Raw genomic sequence first — 15,885 nt, forward strand, 5'->3', positions numbered from 1 at the left:
GGCACTCATCCGGCGTTGCCCGAGCGCAGGCCCCAGCGCGCGAGGGCCTCGTCGTCGGCCACGCGCGCGTCGACCCAGCGCGCGCCGTCGGGCGTGGTTTCCTTCTTCCAGAACGGCGCCTGCGTCTTCAGGTAGTCCATCAGGAACTCGCAGCCCTGGAAGGCGGCGCCGCGGTGCGCCGACGTGGTGACCACCAGCACGATCTGGTCGCCCGGCCGCAGCAGGCCGACACGATGGATCACGCGCACGCCACGCAGCGGGAAGCGGCGCATCGCCTCGTCGATCATCGCCTCGATCGCCGCCTCGGTCATGCCGGGGTAGTGCTCGAGCTCCATCGCGCTGACGCCGGCCTGCTCGCCGTGGCGGTCGCGCACGGTGCCGACGAAGCTGGCCACCGCGCCGACACCGGCGTCGTCCGCCCGCAGCGCGGCGACCTCGGTCGACAGGTCGAAGTCGGCGGTCTGGATGCTCACGCGCGGCGAATGCGGCATGCCCGTCATTGTGCCCCGCGGCGCATGGCTAGAATCCGCACCCATGTGCTCGACCCTGCTGCCCCCCGTCCCGGCGTTCGCCGCGGCCGCGTGCATGGTCGAGAAACAGAAACAACGGCCGCTCGCCTGACCGGAGCCTGGCTGTTCCGGCGCGGTCGAGCGACGGAACGACAAGCAGGCAGCCCGACCCGGTTCATTCGCAGTACCCCCCGCGGCCCGCACCCCCTCCATCGCTGGATCGACCGGTTCCTCCTCGGTCGCTTGATGGAGTCTTTCCGATGATTCAGTTCTCCGGTGTCTGGGTGCCGCTGGTCACCCCCTTGCGCCACGGCGCGCTCGACTTGCCCGCGCTGTCGGGCCTCGTCGAACACCTCTCGGCCCACGGCGTGCACGGCTTCGTCGCCTGCGGCAGCACCGGCGAGGCCGCGCTGCTGGACGACGACGAACAGCAGGCGGTGCTGCGCACCATCGTCGAAGCCGCCGGCGACCGGCCGGTGCTGATGGGCCTGTCCGGCCCGCGGCCGGCGCAGGTGGCCGAGCGCGCGAAGCGCCTCGCCGAACACCATCGCATCGCCGGCTACCTGGTGACCGCACCGGCCTACCTGAAGCCCGCGCAGGCCGGCATCCTCGACTTCTTCACCGCGGTGGCCGATGCCTCGCCGCTGCCGATCGTCGCCTACGACATCCCGGCCCGCACCGGCGTGCGCATCGAGCCGTCGACGCTGCTCGCGCTGGCCGCGCACCCGCGCATCCGCGCGGTGAAGGACTGCAGCGCCGACGTCGGCGCCGCGACCGCGCTGCTGGACGATGGCCGGCTCGCGCTGCTGGCCGGCAACGACGACGAGCTGTTCGCGCAACTCGCGCTCGGCGCCAGCGGCTCGATCACCGCGTCGGCACACCTGCGGCCGGACCTCTTCGTGCGCCTGCACCGGCTGTTCGCGGAGCAGCGCCTGGCCGAGGCCCGCACGCTCTGGTACCGGCTGCGGCCGCTGATCACGGCGCTGTTCGCCGAGCCCAACCCGGCGCCGCTGAAGGCGATGCTGGCGAGCGAGGGCCGCCTCGCCGACGAGCTGCGCGCGCCGATGACGGCGGCCTCGGCCGGCTGCGTCGAACGGGCGCGGCAGGCGCTGGCGGCGCTGGACGCGCAGTTCCCGCGCTGATCCGCGCCGCTCCGGCGTGACGTGGCGGCGGGGGCGGCGGGCGGACGCACAATGCGCGTCCTCTTCGACGCCCCTGTTGCCCCCGCATGTCGCTCCGCCTACGCTCCCTGGCCCTGCTGGCCACGATGCTGATCACCGCCGCCCACGCGCAGACGGCCCCCAACGACCCGGTCGATGCCGGGCTGCGCCGCGCGGTGGTCGAATCGACGATCCGCGAGATGAACGCGCTGTATGTCTTCCCGGATGCCGCGAAGCAGGTCGAGGCCGCGCTGCGTGCGCAGCTGAATGCCGGCGCCTTCGATGGCGCCGCGACCGCCGACGCCTTCGCCGAGCGGCTGACCGAGGCGCTGCAGGCCGTCACGCGCGACAAGCACATCCGCGTGCGCCACAGCCCGACCCCGCTGGAAGACCGCCAGGCCGACCGCGCGCCCACCGCCAGCGAGCGCGAGGAGTACCTGAAGAGCGAGCAGGCGCGCAACTTCGGCGTCGAGAGGGTCGAGCGCCTGCCGGGCAACATCGGCTACATCGACCTGCGCGGCTTCGCGCCGGCCGAGTGGGCCGGCGACGCGATCGCCGCGGCGATGAACCTCGTCGCACACAGCCGCGCACTGATCGTCGACCTGCGGCGCAACGGCGGCGGCGACCCGGCGACGGTCGCGCTGATGACGAGTTATGTCTTCGCCGAGCGCACGCACCTGAACGACATGTTCTGGCGCGAGAACAACCGCATCGAGCAGTTCTGGACCCAGGACTGGGTGCCCGGAAAGCGCTTCGATGCGAAGAAGCCGGTCTACGTGCTGACGTCCAGGCGCACCTTCTCCGGCGGCGAGGAGTTCAGCTACAACCTGAAGAACCTCAAGCGTGCGACGCTGATCGGCGAGACCACCGGCGGCGGTGCGCACCCGGGCGACATCGTCAAGGTGGCGACGCACTTCCATGTCTTCATCCCGACCGGCCGCGCGATCAACCCGATCAGCAAGACCAACTGGGAGGGCACCGGTGTCGAGCCCGACGTGAAGGTGCCCGCCGACGACGCCTTGCGCACCGCGCAGTTGCTGGCGCTGCCGGCGATCGTCGCGGCCGCCGACGATCCGGCCGTCCGCACTGCGCTGCAGGCGCGCATCGCCGAGCTGGAAAAGGCGGCGCCCGCCGCGAAGTGAAGCCGCTGCGGCGTCAGCCGCCAGTGACCGGCGGGAAGAACGCGACCTCGGCGCCGTCAGGCAGCGGCGCCGCTTCGTCGGCCATCACCTGGTTCAGCGCGCAACGCAGTGCCTTGCCGCGCGCCAGCGCGGCGGCGTGTTTGCCGCCGCGCGCGATCAGGGCATCGCGCAGGCCGCCGAGCGTGAGGCCCGGCTCGAAGGGCACCGCTTCGCCGGCGCCGAGGGCTTCGCGCAGCGACGCGAAATAACGGACATTGACGCTGGCCATCTTCAGTTTCCGATCAAGGCGCCCATCGGCAGGAAGCGCACGAGCTCGCCGCTTCGGATCGCCTGCCCCGGCGGGTTGTCGACCAGGCCGTCGGCCCACACCGCCGAGGTCAGCACGCCCGAGCTCTGGTTCGGAAACAGCTCGAGGCCGCCGGCGGCATTGATCCGCACGCGCAGGAACTCGCGCCGCCGGTCGGGCTTCGGCCAGTCGAAGTCGGCGCGCAGCATCAGCGCCGGCGGCAGCCCGGCCGGCGCGCCCTGCAGCGCGCGCAGCACCGGCGCGACCGTCAGCAGGAAGGTCACGAAGCTCGACACCGGATTGCCCGGCAGGCCCATGAACAAGGTCTCGCCGCCGCCGTCGCTGTCGCGCCGCACCGCGCCGAATGCCAAGGGCTTGCCGGGCTTGATCGCCAGCCCCCAGGTGTGCAACCAGCCTTCGGCCTCGACCGCGGGCTTCAGGTGGTCTTCCTCGCCGACCGAGACGCCACCCGAGGTCAGGATCAGGTCATGACCGATCGCGGCGCGGCGCAGCGCGGCGCGGGTCGCCTCGCGATCGTCCGGCACGATGCCGAGGTCGGTGACCTCGCAGCCGGCGGCTTGCAGCAGGCCGCGCAGCGTGAAGCGGTTCGAGTTGTAGATTGCGCCCGGCTTCAGCGGCTCGCCCGGCATCACCAGCTCGTCGCCGGTGGAGAACAGCGCGACGCGCGGACGTCGCCGCACGGCCAGCGCCGCCGCGCCGACCGAGGCGGCGAGGCCCAGCGCCTGCGGCGTCAGCCGCGTGCCGGCGGCCAGCACCTCGGCGCCCCGGATCACGTCCTCGCCGCGGCGGCGAACCCACTGGCCGGCCTGCGGCACGACGTCGATGCGCACGCTGCCCAGGCCCTCACCGGCCAGCGCCGCGGTCTGCTCCTGCATCACCACCGCATCGGCCCCCGCCGGCACCTGCGCGCCGGTGAAGATGCGTGCCGCGCTGCCGGGAACCAGCGCGCTGCCGACGACGCCGGCCGGAATGCGCTGCGAGACCGGCAGCACCGTGCCGGCGGCGGGCACGTCGGCCGCGCGCAATGCGTAGCCGTCCATCGAGGTGTTGTCCGCGGGCGGCACGTCCAGCGCCGAGCGCACGGGGTCGGCGAGCACGCGGCCCAGCGCGTCGAAGGTGCTCACCGTCTGCGCGTCGGCGATCACGCGTTCGCGCGCGACGGCCAGCAGGCGTTCGAGCGCCTCGTCCAGCGGCAGCAGCGCGGGCGCCGCACGCGTCGGTTCAGCCATGGATCTCGGGCCGGTAGTGGAAGCGCTCGGCAGTGTCCACCAGGAACGAAGCCAGCGCGTCGGGGCGGGCCATGTCGAACACCGGCCGCGCCGTCGGCACCGGCAGCGCCGCGGTTGCATCGGTGGCGATGGCGACGACGTAGGGCTCGTCCGGGTAAAGCGGCGCATCGCCCAGGGCCGCGCGCCAGACCTCGACCTTCGGGATGTCGGCGTGCTTGTAGCCCTCGACCAGCACCCAGTCGCAGTCGATCAACTCGGCCAGCAGCTGGTGCACGCTGGGATGGCCCTCGACCTCGTACTCGCGCATCTTCGCCAGCCGCTGGCCCGACGCGATCAGCACCTCGAAGGCGCCGGCCGCGCGGTGGCGCCAGGTGTCCTTGCCGGGGGTGTCGATGTCGAAGGCGTGGTGCGCATGCTTGATCACCGACACGCGCAGGCCGCGCGCCTTCAGCAGCGGGATCAGCTGCTCGAGCAGCGTGGTCTTGCCGACGCCCGACGGGCCGCAGATGCCGACGACATTCATGCGCCAGCGGGGTCGGTGTGGGCGGCGATGTAGTCCTTGACCTGCGCGGCGTCGGCGGGCATCACGGTGAAGCGCTTGGGCAGCGCCTCGATGCCCTCCAGGGCCGCCGGGCGCGTCGGCTGGCGGCCCAGCGCCTCTTCGATGGTCGCGGCGAACTTCGCCGGCAGCGCCGTCTCGAGCACGATCATCGGCACGTCCCGCTCGCGCAGCTCGCGCCCGACCTTCAGGCCGTCCGCCGTGTGCGGGTCGATCATGTCCTGCCTCTCTTCCCACAGGGCGCGGATCGTCTCGACGCGGTCGGCGTGCGTGCTCTTGCCCGAGACGAAGCCGAACAGGCGGATGCGCTCGGCTTCCTCCGCGGTCAGGGTGAAGCCGCCCTGCTTCGCCAGCCCCGGGCCGAACAGCTCGGCGATGCGGGCGGAGTCCCGGCCCAGCAGGTCGAAGACGAAGCGCTCGAAGTTCGAGGCCTTGCTGATGTCCATCGACGGGCTCGAGGTCTCGTAGGTTTCGGCACCGCCGCGCACGCGGTAGGTGCCGGTGCGGAAGAACTCGTCGAGCACGTCGTTCTCGTTGGTCGCGACGACCAGCTGCCGGATCGGCAGCCCCATCATGCGCGCGACATGGCCGGCGCAGACGTTGCCGAAGTTGCCCGACGGAACGGCGAACGAGACCTTCTCGGCATTGGAATCGGTGGCCTGGAAATAACCGGCGAAGTAGTACACCACCTGCGCGAGCAGGCGAGCCCAGTTGATCGAGTTGACGGTGCCGAGCTTGTGGCGCCGCTTGAACTCCAGGTCGTTGCTCGCGGCCTTGACGATGTCCTGGCAGTCGTCGAAGACGCCTTCGATCGCGATGTTGTGGATGTTGGGGTCCTGCAGGCTGAACATCTGGGCCTGCTGGAACGGGCTCATGCGGCCGTGCGGCGACAGCATGAACACGCGCACGCCCTGCTTGCCGCGCATCGCGTACTCGGCGGCGCTGCCGGTGTCGCCCGAGGTCGCGCCGAGGATGTTCAGCTGCTCGCCGCGGCGGCCCAGCTCGTACTCGAACAGGTTGCCGAGCAGCTGCATCGCCATGTCCTTGAAGGCGAGCGTCGGGCCGTTCGACAGCGCTTCGATGTACAGGTCCTCGCCGATCTCGCGCAGCGGCACGATCGCATCGCTGCCGAAGGTCTGGCGGGTGTAGGTCTTGTCGACCAGCGCGCGCAGGTCATCGGCGGGGATGTCGTCGATGAACATGCGCAGGATCTCGAACGCCAGCTCGTTGTACGGCAGCGTGCGCCAGCGCGCGATCGTGAAGCCGCTGACGCGCGGGTAGTGGTCCGGCATGTAGAGGCCGCCGTCCGGCGCCAGGCCCTCGAGCAGGATCTCGCTGAAGCTGCGCTCGGTCTTGTCGCCGCGGGTGCTGATGTATTTCATCGTCGCTCGATCAGTTCAGTTCTTCTTTTCGCAGGTTCACGATCGGCGCCAGCACGGTCGGCAGCGCCTGCATCTTCGCCAGCGCCTCGCGCATGCGGCCCTCGACGGTGTCGTGCGTCAGGATGATCAGGTCGGTCTGCTTCTCGCCTTCCGCGCTTTCGCGCTGCAGCACCGCGTCGATCGAGATGTCGTGCTCGGCCAGGATGGTCGTGATGCGCGACAGCACGCCGGTCTGGTCGGCGACCTGCAGGCGCAGGTAGAACGACGTGATCACCTGCGCGATGGGCAGGATCGGCGTGTCGTGCAACTCGTCGGGCTGGAAGGCCAGGTGCGGCACGCGGTGGTCGGGGTCGGCGGTGTGCAGGCGGGTGATGTCGACCAGGTCGGCGACGACGGCCGACGCGGTCGGCTCGGCGCCGGCGCCCTTGCCGTAGTACAGCGTCGTGCCTACGGCATCGCCCTGCACCACCACCGCGTTCATCGCACCCTCGACGTTGGCGATCAGGCGCTTGGCCGGCACCAGCGTCGGGTGAACGCGCAGCTCGATGCCACCGACATCGTCTCGGCGCTTCGTGATGCCCAGCAGCTTGATGCGGTAGCCCAACTGCTCGGCATAACGGATGTCCGCGGCCTGCAGCTTCGTGATGCCCTCGACGTGGGCCTTGTCGAACTGCACCGGCACGCCGAAGGCGATGGCGCTCATGATCGTCGCCTTGTGCGCGGCGTCGACGCCTTCGATGTCGAAGGTCGGGTCGGCCTCGGCGTAGCCCAGGCGCTGCGCCTCCTTCAGCACGACGCCGAAGTCCAGGCCCTTGTCGCGCATCTCGGACAGGATGAAGTTCGTCGTGCCGTTGATGATGCCGGCGATCCACTCGATGCGGTTCGCCGTCAGGCCCTCGCGCAGCGCCTTGATGATCGGGATGCCGCCGGCCACCGCGGCCTCGAAGGCCACCATCACGCCCTTGTCGCGCGCGGCGGCGAAGATCTCGGTGCCGTGCACCGCCAGCAGCGCCTTGTTGGCGGTGACGACATGCTTGCCGGCGGCGATGGCTTCCATCACCAGCGTCTTCGCGATGCCGTAGCCGCCGATCAGCTCGATCACGATGTCGATCGCCGGGTTGGCGATCACCGCGCGGGCATCGGACACCACCTCGACGCCGTCGCCGACGATGGACTTCGCGCGCGCGGTGTCGAGGTCGGCCACCATCGTGATCTCGATGCCCCGGCCGGCGCGCCGGCGAATCTCCGCCTGGTTGCGCGTGAGCACCTTGAAGGTGCCGGAGCCGACGGTACCGATGCCGAGCAGGCCGACCTGGATGGGTTTCATTGCGTTCTCTCTCACTCTCGCTGCGAAGGGCGCGCTGGTTCCGAACGCCGTCAGACGGCGTGGCGTTTGCGGTAGTGCGCCAGGAAACGGTCGATGCGGCCGATCGCCTCGGCCAGATCATCGGAATTGGGCAGGAACACCAGGCGGAAGTGGTCCGGGTGGATCCAGTTGAAGCCGGTGCCCTGCACGATCAGCACCTTCTCCTCGTCGAGCAGCTCGTAGGCGAACTGCTGGTCGTCGGTGATCGGGTACAGCTTCGGGTCGAGCCGGGGGAACATGTACAGCGCGGCCTTGGGCTTGACGACGCTGACGCCCGGGATCTGCGTCAGCAGGTTGTAGGCGAGGTCGCGCTGGCGGCAGAGCCGGCCGCTGGGCGCGACGAGGTCCTTGATGCTCTGGTAGCCGCCGAGCGCCGTCTGGATCGCCAGCTGCCCCGGCGTGTTCGAGCACAGGCGCATCGAGGACAGCATGTTCAGCCCCTCGATGTAGTCGCGGGCGTGGCGCTTGTCGCCGGAGACGATCATCCAGCCGGCGCGGTAGCCGCAGGAGCGGTAGTTCTTCGACAGCCCGTTGAAGGTGATGAACAGCACGTCGTCCGCGAGCGACGCGATGCTGGTGTGCGTTTCGCCGTCGTACAGCGTCTTGTCGTAGATCTCGTCGGCAAAGACGATCAGCTGGTGCTGGCGGGCGATCTCGACGATCTGCTGCAGCAGCTCGGTCGGGTACAGCGCGCCGGTCGGGTTGTTCGGGTTGATGACCACGATGCCCTTCGTATTGGGCGTGATCTTCTTGCGGATGTCGTCGAGGTCGGGCAGCCAGCCGGCGCCTTCGTCGCACAGGTAGTGCACCGGCCGGCCGCCGGACAGCGACACCGACGCCGTCCACAGCGGGTAGTCGGGCGCCGGCACCAGGATCTCGTCGCCGTTGTCGAGCAGCGCGTTCAGGCTCATCGTGATGAGCTCGGAGGCGCCGTTGCCGAGGTAGACGTCGTCGACGGTGACGCCGGCGATGTGCTTTTCCTGCGAGTAGTGCACCACCGACTTGCGCGGCGCGAAGAGGCCCTTGCTATCGGTGTAGCCGGCCGCATGTGGCAGGTTCCGGATCATGTCCTGCACGATCTCGTCCGGCGGCTCCAGGCCGAACGCGGCGATGTTGCCGATGTTCAGCTTGATGATCTTCTGGCCCTCTTCTTCCATCTCGCGGGCCTTGTCGAGCACGGGCCCGCGGATGTCGTAGCAGACGCTGGCGAGCTTGCTGGACTTGGTGATCGGCTTCAACGTCGGCACTCCTGCGGGCGCTTGCTGCGCTGCAAAAACTACAATTTTATCCGTGCGAACCCGGCCTCCCGGCCACCGACCTTCACCATCCGTCGATGAAATTCCAGCCCGACAGCCTGGCCGGCACCAACACCATCACCCGCCACGCCCCCGGCGAGCTGTGGGTCGGCAACAACCGCTTCGACCGCAGCATGCTGGTGCCCTGGGTCGGCACGGTGCAGCCCTGGGAGCCGTCGAGCATCGAGGAGCTCGAGCCGCGGCACTTCGAGGCGCTGCTGGACCTGAAGCCGGAGCTGGTGATCTTCGGCTCGGGCCCGCGCATCCGCTTCGTGTCCCCGGCGCTGCACCGGGCACTGATCGACCGGCGCATCGGCGTCGAGACCATGGACACCGCCGCCGCCTGCCGTACCTACAACGTGCTGGTCGCGGAGGGCCGATCGGCCGTCGCGGCGCTGCTTCTGCCGCCTGTTCCGGCGACGGTGCGCGGGGCCTGAGGGATTCCCTAGCCCATCCGCGGCAAGAGCTTCATTGCCGAACTTTATAATCACGGGCTAAGCCCCCACCTACCCGATGCCGCCTGGTGGCCCGGGTTTATTCCGTGCCGTGACGGGGGCGCAACGACAGAACTCCCCTCATCGCACATGACGCCTGTCCTCAACAAAGCCCTGCCCGATTTCGAGGCGCAAGCCACCAGCAGCGTGAAATTCACGCCGCAGGCCTTCGCCGGCCAAGCGATCGTGCTGTACTTCTACCCGAAGGACCACACGCCCGGCTGCACGACCGAGGCGATGCAGTTCCGCGACAAGCACAAGGACTTCCAGAAGGCGGGTGCGGTCGTCTTCGGCGTCTCGCGCGACAACATGGCCTCGCACGAGAAGTTCCGCCAGAACCTGGAACTGCCGTTCGAGCTGATCGCCGACACCGAAGAGAAGCTTTGCCACATGTTCGGCGTGGTCAAGAACAAGATCATGTACGGCAAGAAGGTCAAGGGCATCGAGCGCAGCACCTTCCTGATCGACGGCACCGGCGTGCTGCGGGCCGAATGGCGCGGCATCAAGGTCGCGGGCCACGTCGACGAGGTGCTCAAGGCCGTCAAGGACCTCAAGAAGGCCGCCTGAGCCCGGGGCGGCCCCTGCACGAGCGATCTGTCACAGCCCCGTACCGGAGCCGCGCGACCGCTTGTGCATAATCGATCCATGCCCGTGAGTCGCCCATCGCGTTTCACCGCTTCAGCGAAAGCCGCACAGTCGACTGTGCGGCTTTTTTGTTTGTCCAGCCGCCCCTGAAAGCTCCATGCCGCTACCCAAGCCGCCTGCCACCAAAGCCGCGTTGCTGACCCCCGCCGACTTCGAATCCCAGGCCGCGCCCCGGACCGACAAGAAAAGCCTGAAACCCACCGCCGCCGCGGCCGAGCCCGCGGCGGCGTCGCTGGACCTGTACGACGGTGCGGCACCGGTAGCCGCACCGACGGCCAAGTCGAGCAAGCCCGCGCCCGCCGCCGGCAACATGCCGGTCAAGGCGCCGACCCTGGCGGCCGCGACCAAGCCGCGCCCGCGCCGGGTGCACCGTGAAGGCCCGCCGAAGCTCTTCGTGCTCGACACCAACGTGCTGATGCACGACCCGATGAGCCTGTTTCGCTTCGAGGAGCACGACGTCTTCCTGCCGATGATCACGCTGGAGGAGCTCGACGGCCACAAGAAGGGCATGAGCGAAGTCGCGCGCAATGCGCGCCAGGTCAGCCGCGAGCTCGACGGGCTGGCCGGCGGCGAAGGCAAGCTCGATCCGAAGGAAGGCATCGCGCTGGCCAAGACCGGCCACAAGGATGCCGGCGGCAGGCTCTTCTTCCAGACCCAGCTGCTGGAGATCAAGCTGCCGGCCGGCCTGCCGCAGGGCAAGGCGGACAACCAGATCCTCGGCGTCGTGCAGTCGCTGCGCGACCAGCACCCGGGGCGCGACGTGGTGCTGGTGTCCAAGGACATCAACATGCGCGTGAAGGCGCGCGCACTCGGGCTGCCAGCCGAGGACTATTTCAACGACAAGGTCCTCGAGGACGGCGACCTGCTCTACACCGGCGTGATGCCGCTGCCCGGCGACTTCTGGGAGCGCCACGGCAAGACGATGGAGAGCTGGCAGCAAGGCGGCCAGACCTTCTACCGCATCAGCGGCCCGCTGGTGCCGGCGCTGATGGTCAACCAGTTCGTCTACCTCGAGTCGCCCGGCGCCTCGGCGCTGTACGCGCGGGTCACCGAGATCACCGGCAAGACCGCGGTGCTGAAGACGCTGAAGGACTACACCCACGCGAAGAACTCGGTGTGGGGCGTGACCGCGCGCAACCGCGAGCAGAACTTCGCCCTGAACCTGCTGATGGACGCCGAATGCGACTTCGTGTCGCTGACCGGCACCGCCGGCACCGGCAAGACGCTGATGACACTGGCCGCCGGCCTGTCGCAGGTGCTCGACGAGCGCCGCTACACCGAGATCATCGTCACCCGGGTCACCGTGCCGGTGGGTGAAGACATCGGCTTCCTGCCCGGCACCGAGGAAGAGAAGATGGGCCCGTGGATGGGCGCGCTCGACGACAACCTCGAGGTGCTGGCCCGCGGCGACGGCTCCGCCGGCGAATGGGGCCGCGCGGCGACGCAGGACCTGGTGCGCTCGAAGATCAAGATCAAGAGCCTGAACTTCATGCGCGGGCGCACCTTCCTGAACAAGTTCGTGATCATCGACGAGGCGCAGAACCTGACGCCCAAGCAGATGAAGACGCTGATCACCCGCGCCGGCCCGGGCACCAAGATCGTCTGCCTGGGCAACCTGGCGCAGATCGACACGCCCTACCTCACCGAAGGCAGCTCGGGCCTGACATTCGCGGTCGACCGCTTCAAGGGCTGGCCGCATTCCGGCCACATCATGCTGGCGCGCGGCGAACGCTCGCGGCTGGCGGACTTCGCCTCCGAAGTCCTGTAAGCCCGCCGGAAAGACGAACGGCCGCGGGCACCCCGCGGCCGTTTCGCTTTCAGCGTGTCACTTCTTCAGGTCTTCGAAGAAGGCCTTCGAGTTGAACTCGCGTCCGAGGAAGTCCTTGACGATCGCCGCCGGCGGCCGCTGGCTGCCATTGGCCAGCACGATGTCGCGGTAGCGGCGACCGACCGTCGGATCGAGACGCTTGCCGCCATCGAACGCGGTGCGCATGTCCATCGCGACGACCAGGCTCCACAGGTAGCCGTAGTAGCCGGCCGAGTAGTTGGTGGCGATGTGGCTGAAGCCGGCCGGGAACATCGTGCCGCGCACATGGCCCAGCGGCGTCGCGCCTTCCATCTGCGCCCACAGCGCCATCGGATCGCGCGGCTCGCCGCTGTACAGCGCCAGGTCGTAGCTGGCGTACAGGTGCTGGCGGCTCTGCTGCACGCCCTTGCCGTACTCGCGCGCGGCCTTGGCCTGCTCGATCATCCTGTCCGGCACCGGCTTGCAGCTCGGGCAGACCTGGCCGAAGAGCTTCAGCACCTGCTTGTCGTAGACCCAGTCCTCCAGCATCTGCGACGGCGCCTCGACGAAGTCGCGCTTGGTGCTGGTGCCCGCCTGCTGGGCCCAGCGCGTCGCCGACAGGTTGTTGTGCACCGAGTGGCCGAGCTCGTGCAGCAGCGTCTCGAGCTCGTCCAGTGTCAGGCCCTGCCGGTCGAAGTTGACGACCAGCGCCGCCTGCGGGGTGCGCTGTGTCGCGGTCGAGCCGTTGCGCACGCTCCAGACCGCGGCATGGTTGTACTTGCCCTCGCGTGGGTAGAGGTCGATCCACAGCGTGGCCAGCGGCTTGTTCGTCTTCGCGTCGACGACGCGCCAGGTCTGCGCCTCCGGGTGCCACAGGGTCACGCCCGGCACGCGCTCGTAGCGCACGCCCATCAGCGTCTCGATCAGGCGGAAGCAGAACAGCAGGCTTTCCTGCGGCGGGAAGTACTGCCGGAAGGCTTCCTGGTCGACCTGGAAGCGCGCCTTGCGCTGGCGCTCGGTGTAGAACGGAATGTCCCAGCGCTCGACCTTCACGCTGTCGAGCGGCTGCCCGAGGTGCTCGGCCTTGGCCTTGCGCAGCTCGTCGATCTCGCGGCGCTCGCGCTCCTCGACCGCCGCCTTGACGTCGGCCAGGAAGGCCTGCGCCTTCGTCACGCTCTCGGCCATGCGCCGGCGCACGACGAAGTCCGCCCAGCTCGCGGCACCGAACAGCGAGGCGTACTCCTTGCGCAGCTTCGTGATCTCGGCCAGCACCTTCAGGTTCGCTTCGCCGCCTTCGTTGGTCTTCGCGCGCCACATGCGCTCGCGCGTCGCACCGCTGTCGGCCAGCTGCAGCACCGGACCGTAGGTCGGGTAGTCGACACCCAGCAGCAGGCGGCCTTCGGCGTCCCGCTTGGCGTTCTTCCACACCGACTCCGGCACGCCCTTCAGCTCGGCTTCGGTCAGAGGCACCTGCACGCCCGCGTCGCGCACGTTGCGGTCGAATTCGATGCCGAGCGCCGCGATGCGGTCGTTCAGCGCCTTCGCGCGTTCGCGCTGCTGCGGCGGCAGCGCGACGCCGGCGTCCTCGAAACCTTCGAGTGTGGTCTTCAGCAGCTCGCGGTCGATCGCATCGCGCGGCTTGGCTTTCTTCGCTGCCTTGAACAGCTGCTCGTTCTGGCCCAGCGAGGACTGGAACTCGGTCCAGCGCTGCTCGCAGGCCTCCGACGCGTCGCGCACCGACTTGTCCGGATGCACCGCGGACAGGAACTGCAGCGGGTAGCCCAGGTCCTCGAGCTGCGCATTGAAGCGGTCGTAGGCGGCCAGCCAGCGGGCGTCGACCGGACGGGCTTCGAGCTGCTTCAGCGCGGCGGTCGCGGTGTCGAGCCCGCGGTCGCAGGCGGCCTTGAGGTCGGCGGCCGCCGCGAAGCTGGGGAAGGCCGGGCCGGGCGCCTGGACATCGGCGGCACCGGCGGTGGCGGCGCCAGCCAGCAGCGCGGCGGCCAGCGCCAGCGCGTGGCGAGCGGAATGGGAGGGATGCATCAAGACTCCTCTTCGTTGTCGTCGGCCGCGGTCAGGAGACCGCGGCCTGGGCGGCGGCAAGCGCCTTCTTCGGATGGACCAGGTTGCGGCGGCCATCGGCGCTGCGCTCGGCGGTGTCGACGATCAGCGTGATCAGCTCGGCCGGCTTCAGCTTCGGATTGACCACCAGCAGCTTGGTCGCCAGGTTCGCCACCTGCGGGGAGGCCATCGAGGTGCCCGACAGCGCGACGCGCTGGCCGCCCGGGAGATAGCTGTCGACCTGGTAGCCGTTGGCATGCACCTTCACCGTCGGGCCATAGCTGGTGAACGGCGCCTCGTCGCCGGCACGGTCCACGGCCCCCACGGTCAGCAGGTTCGGCGCGACGATGTCGGCCGGCATGCTCTCGGCGAAGCTGGCGTCCTCGTTGTTGTTGCCGGCGGCGGTGACGAACAGGATCTCCGGTGCGCTGGCGAAGGCCTTGACCAGCGCCGACTTGCCGATGTCGAAGTACTCGCGGGCGAGCGCCTTGCGCTCGTCCGGCGTCTTGCCGGTGCCGCAGCGCTCGAGGTCGCCGGCGATGTCGCCCACGCTGCCGCCCCAGCTGAGGTTGGCCACCCTCACGCCGCGCTGCCTGAACGCATCGACCGCCGCCTGCAGCGCCTTCGCGTCGCGTTCGGCCAGCTCACGCGTCGGGCACGGCTCGGGCTTCAGTGTGTGGCTGAACTCCAGCCGCCCGACCATCAGCCGCGCCTGCGGAATGCCTGCCAGCGCAATGCCGGCGACGTGCGTGCCGTGCTGGTAGTTGCCGGCGAGGCCGAGCTCCTCGATCGTCGCCTTGTACTGGTCGGCCGGCATCGTCGACAGCAGCTGCTTGACCTGGCTCGCCTCGGCGCTGTCGATGTTCGAGCGCAGGTCGGACAGGCCCTTGCTGCGCGCCGTCATCTGCGGCAGCTTGGCCACCAGCGCCGGCGGGATCGGCATCAGTTCACCCTGCGCCGGCCGGGCGTACTTGTCGAACGCGATCAGCGCCGGCTTGCCGTCGGTGCCCAGCAGCAGCTGGCCGGGGAAGAGCCTGGTGTCGACGCCGGAATCCCACACCGCGACCGTCACGGTCTGCGTGGCGCCGGCCGGCAGCACGGCTTCGCGCGCGGCCCAGATGTCCGGCTTCTCGACCTTGTTCGCCGCCAGGTAGCGGCCGTAGGTGTCGATCAGCACCGTCTTCAGCGGCAGCAGGGTCAGCAGGTTCAGCCGCGACGCGACGACGCCGGGCGCGAAGTCGCTGGACAGCGCGCCGTTCTGGTCGACGATCGGCTGCCAGACCTCGCGCGCGCGGCCCAGCATCAGCGCTTCCCCGACCAGCTCGGCACTGGCCTTCGCGCCCTTGATGTCGTTCTCGATCACCGCATAGGGCATCGGCGTGATCTCGCGCCGGATCGCCTCGGCCACCGCCTGGCGCCACGGCTCGCTGCCGACCGGGTGCTGGCGTGCCGCCTGCGCCATGGCCTTCAGCCGCAGGCCTGACAGCAGCTTGTCGGCGGGCTTGTCCTGCAGCGCGCGCACCTCGTCGGCGCGCGCGATCGCGCGCTCGTACTGGCCGTCGAGGAAGTCCAGCGCGGCAAGCGTGGCGATCAGGTCGCGGCGCGTGCCCTTGTCGGCGATGTCGTAGTTCGCCAGCAGCGATTCGGTGTCGCGGCGCACCGCCGCCCCGAAGGGCGCGAAACGCTCGGCCGAACGCAGCAGGTCCTCGACCTTGCCGTCGATCCTGTAGGTGAAGCGCGGAACATCGGCCGCTTTCTCGATGCGCGGCTTCGTGCTCGTCGGTTGCGCCCAGCCGGTGACGGGCGAAACGGCGGCGAACGCCAGCACCAGCGCAGCAGCGGCGGGCGCGATGACTTGTCTATGCATGGGGGGGCCCTGTGGGATTCCAGGGGCCCGATGCTAGCGGGCCGCCGGAGCCCTCCAGCGGCCATGCGACGAACGGCAGAACCGGT

At 69.5% G+C, this 15,885-nt stretch carries 14 protein-coding genes; 5 read left to right on the plus strand and 9 right to left on the minus strand.

Going from position 1 to position 15,885, the window contains the following annotated elements:
* Positions 1–5: 5 nt before the first annotated feature.
* Positions 6–491 carry a molybdenum cofactor biosynthesis protein MoaE gene (locus P1K89_RS28945; RefSeq protein ID WP_439898049.1) on the minus strand — a complete coding sequence of 162 codons (486 nt, stop codon included), beginning with the start codon at positions 489–491 and terminating at the stop codon, positions 6–8.
* 278 nt (positions 492–769) lie between these two features.
* Here P1K89_RS28945 and P1K89_RS28950 point away from each other — a divergent pair, with 278 nt between their 5' ends.
* Together P1K89_RS28950 and P1K89_RS28955 are read left to right on the plus strand one after the other, a co-directional pair.
* Complete coding sequence (locus tag P1K89_RS28950; RefSeq protein WP_284620018.1) at positions 770–1,651, plus strand: 4-hydroxy-tetrahydrodipicolinate synthase family protein; 882 nt, start codon at positions 770–772, stop codon at positions 1,649–1,651.
* Between the two features lie 86 nt (positions 1,652–1,737).
* Positions 1,738–2,811, plus strand: coding sequence for a S41 family peptidase (locus P1K89_RS28955; RefSeq protein WP_284620019.1), 1,074 nt, complete (start codon positions 1,738–1,740; stop codon positions 2,809–2,811).
* 13 nt (positions 2,812–2,824) lie between these two features.
* Here the strand turns inward: P1K89_RS28955 and P1K89_RS28960 are convergent, their stop codons facing one another.
* From P1K89_RS28960 to P1K89_RS28985, 6 genes are read right to left on the minus strand one after another with little or no spacing between them, the layout of a single operon-like run.
* Positions 2,825–3,079, minus strand: a complete 255-nt coding sequence (locus tag P1K89_RS28960) for a MoaD/ThiS family protein (RefSeq protein ID WP_284620020.1) — start codon at positions 3,077–3,079, stop codon at positions 2,825–2,827.
* A gap of 2 nt (positions 3,080–3,081) precedes the next feature.
* Positions 3,082–4,347 carry a molybdopterin molybdotransferase MoeA gene (locus P1K89_RS28965; protein ID WP_284620021.1) on the minus strand — a complete coding sequence of 422 codons (1,266 nt, stop codon included), beginning with the start codon at positions 4,345–4,347 and terminating at the stop codon, positions 3,082–3,084.
* Entirely contained in the window at positions 4,340–4,870 is a 531-nt protein-coding gene (mobB, locus tag P1K89_RS28970; protein WP_284620022.1) for a molybdopterin-guanine dinucleotide biosynthesis protein B, read from the minus strand. Before mobB ends, P1K89_RS28965 begins: the two co-directional genes overlap by 8 nt.
* Positions 4,867–6,288 carry a threonine synthase gene (gene thrC, locus P1K89_RS28975; RefSeq protein ID WP_284620023.1) on the minus strand — a complete coding sequence of 474 codons (1,422 nt, stop codon included), beginning with the start codon at positions 6,286–6,288 and terminating at the stop codon, positions 4,867–4,869. Before thrC ends, mobB begins: the two co-directional genes overlap by 4 nt.
* Positions 6,289–6,298: 10 nt before the next feature.
* Entirely contained in the window at positions 6,299–7,615 is a 1,317-nt protein-coding gene (locus P1K89_RS28980) for a homoserine dehydrogenase (RefSeq protein ID WP_284620024.1), read from the minus strand.
* Between the two features lie 50 nt (positions 7,616–7,665).
* Entirely contained in the window at positions 7,666–8,892 is a 1,227-nt protein-coding gene (locus tag P1K89_RS28985; protein WP_284620025.1) for a pyridoxal phosphate-dependent aminotransferase, read from the minus strand.
* A gap of 95 nt (positions 8,893–8,987) precedes the next feature.
* Between P1K89_RS28985 and P1K89_RS28990 the strand changes: the two genes are divergently transcribed.
* From P1K89_RS28990 to P1K89_RS29000, 3 genes are all read left to right on the plus strand, one after another.
* On the plus strand, positions 8,988–9,386 hold the full coding sequence (locus P1K89_RS28990; RefSeq protein ID WP_284620026.1) for an Mth938-like domain-containing protein: 399 nt from the start codon (positions 8,988–8,990) through the stop codon (positions 9,384–9,386).
* A 147-nt stretch (positions 9,387–9,533) separates the two neighbouring features.
* Positions 9,534–10,010 (plus strand): peroxiredoxin, encoded by a 477-nt coding sequence (locus P1K89_RS28995; protein ID WP_284620027.1) that lies wholly within the window; start codon positions 9,534–9,536, stop codon positions 10,008–10,010.
* A 175-nt stretch (positions 10,011–10,185) separates the two neighbouring features.
* Positions 10,186–11,856, plus strand: a complete 1,671-nt coding sequence (locus P1K89_RS29000; protein ID WP_284620028.1) for a PhoH family protein — start codon at positions 10,186–10,188, stop codon at positions 11,854–11,856.
* 57 nt (positions 11,857–11,913) lie between these two features.
* Here the strand turns inward: P1K89_RS29000 and P1K89_RS29005 are convergent, their stop codons facing one another.
* A complete protein-coding gene (locus P1K89_RS29005) occupies positions 11,914–13,914 on the minus strand; it encodes a M3 family metallopeptidase (protein ID WP_284620029.1) in 2,001 nt (666 codons plus the stop codon).
* A gap of 31 nt (positions 13,915–13,945) precedes the next feature.
* The gene (locus P1K89_RS29010) at positions 13,946–15,799 is read right to left on the minus strand and encodes a S8 family serine peptidase (RefSeq protein ID WP_284620030.1); all 1,854 of its coding nucleotides are present in this window, start codon (positions 15,797–15,799) and stop codon (positions 13,946–13,948) included.
* Positions 15,800–15,885 lie beyond the last annotated feature (86 nt).

This window comes from Aquabacterium humicola, assembly GCF_030167915.1.
Classification (GTDB): Bacteria; Pseudomonadota; Gammaproteobacteria; order Burkholderiales; family Burkholderiaceae_C; genus Pseudaquabacterium; species Pseudaquabacterium humicola.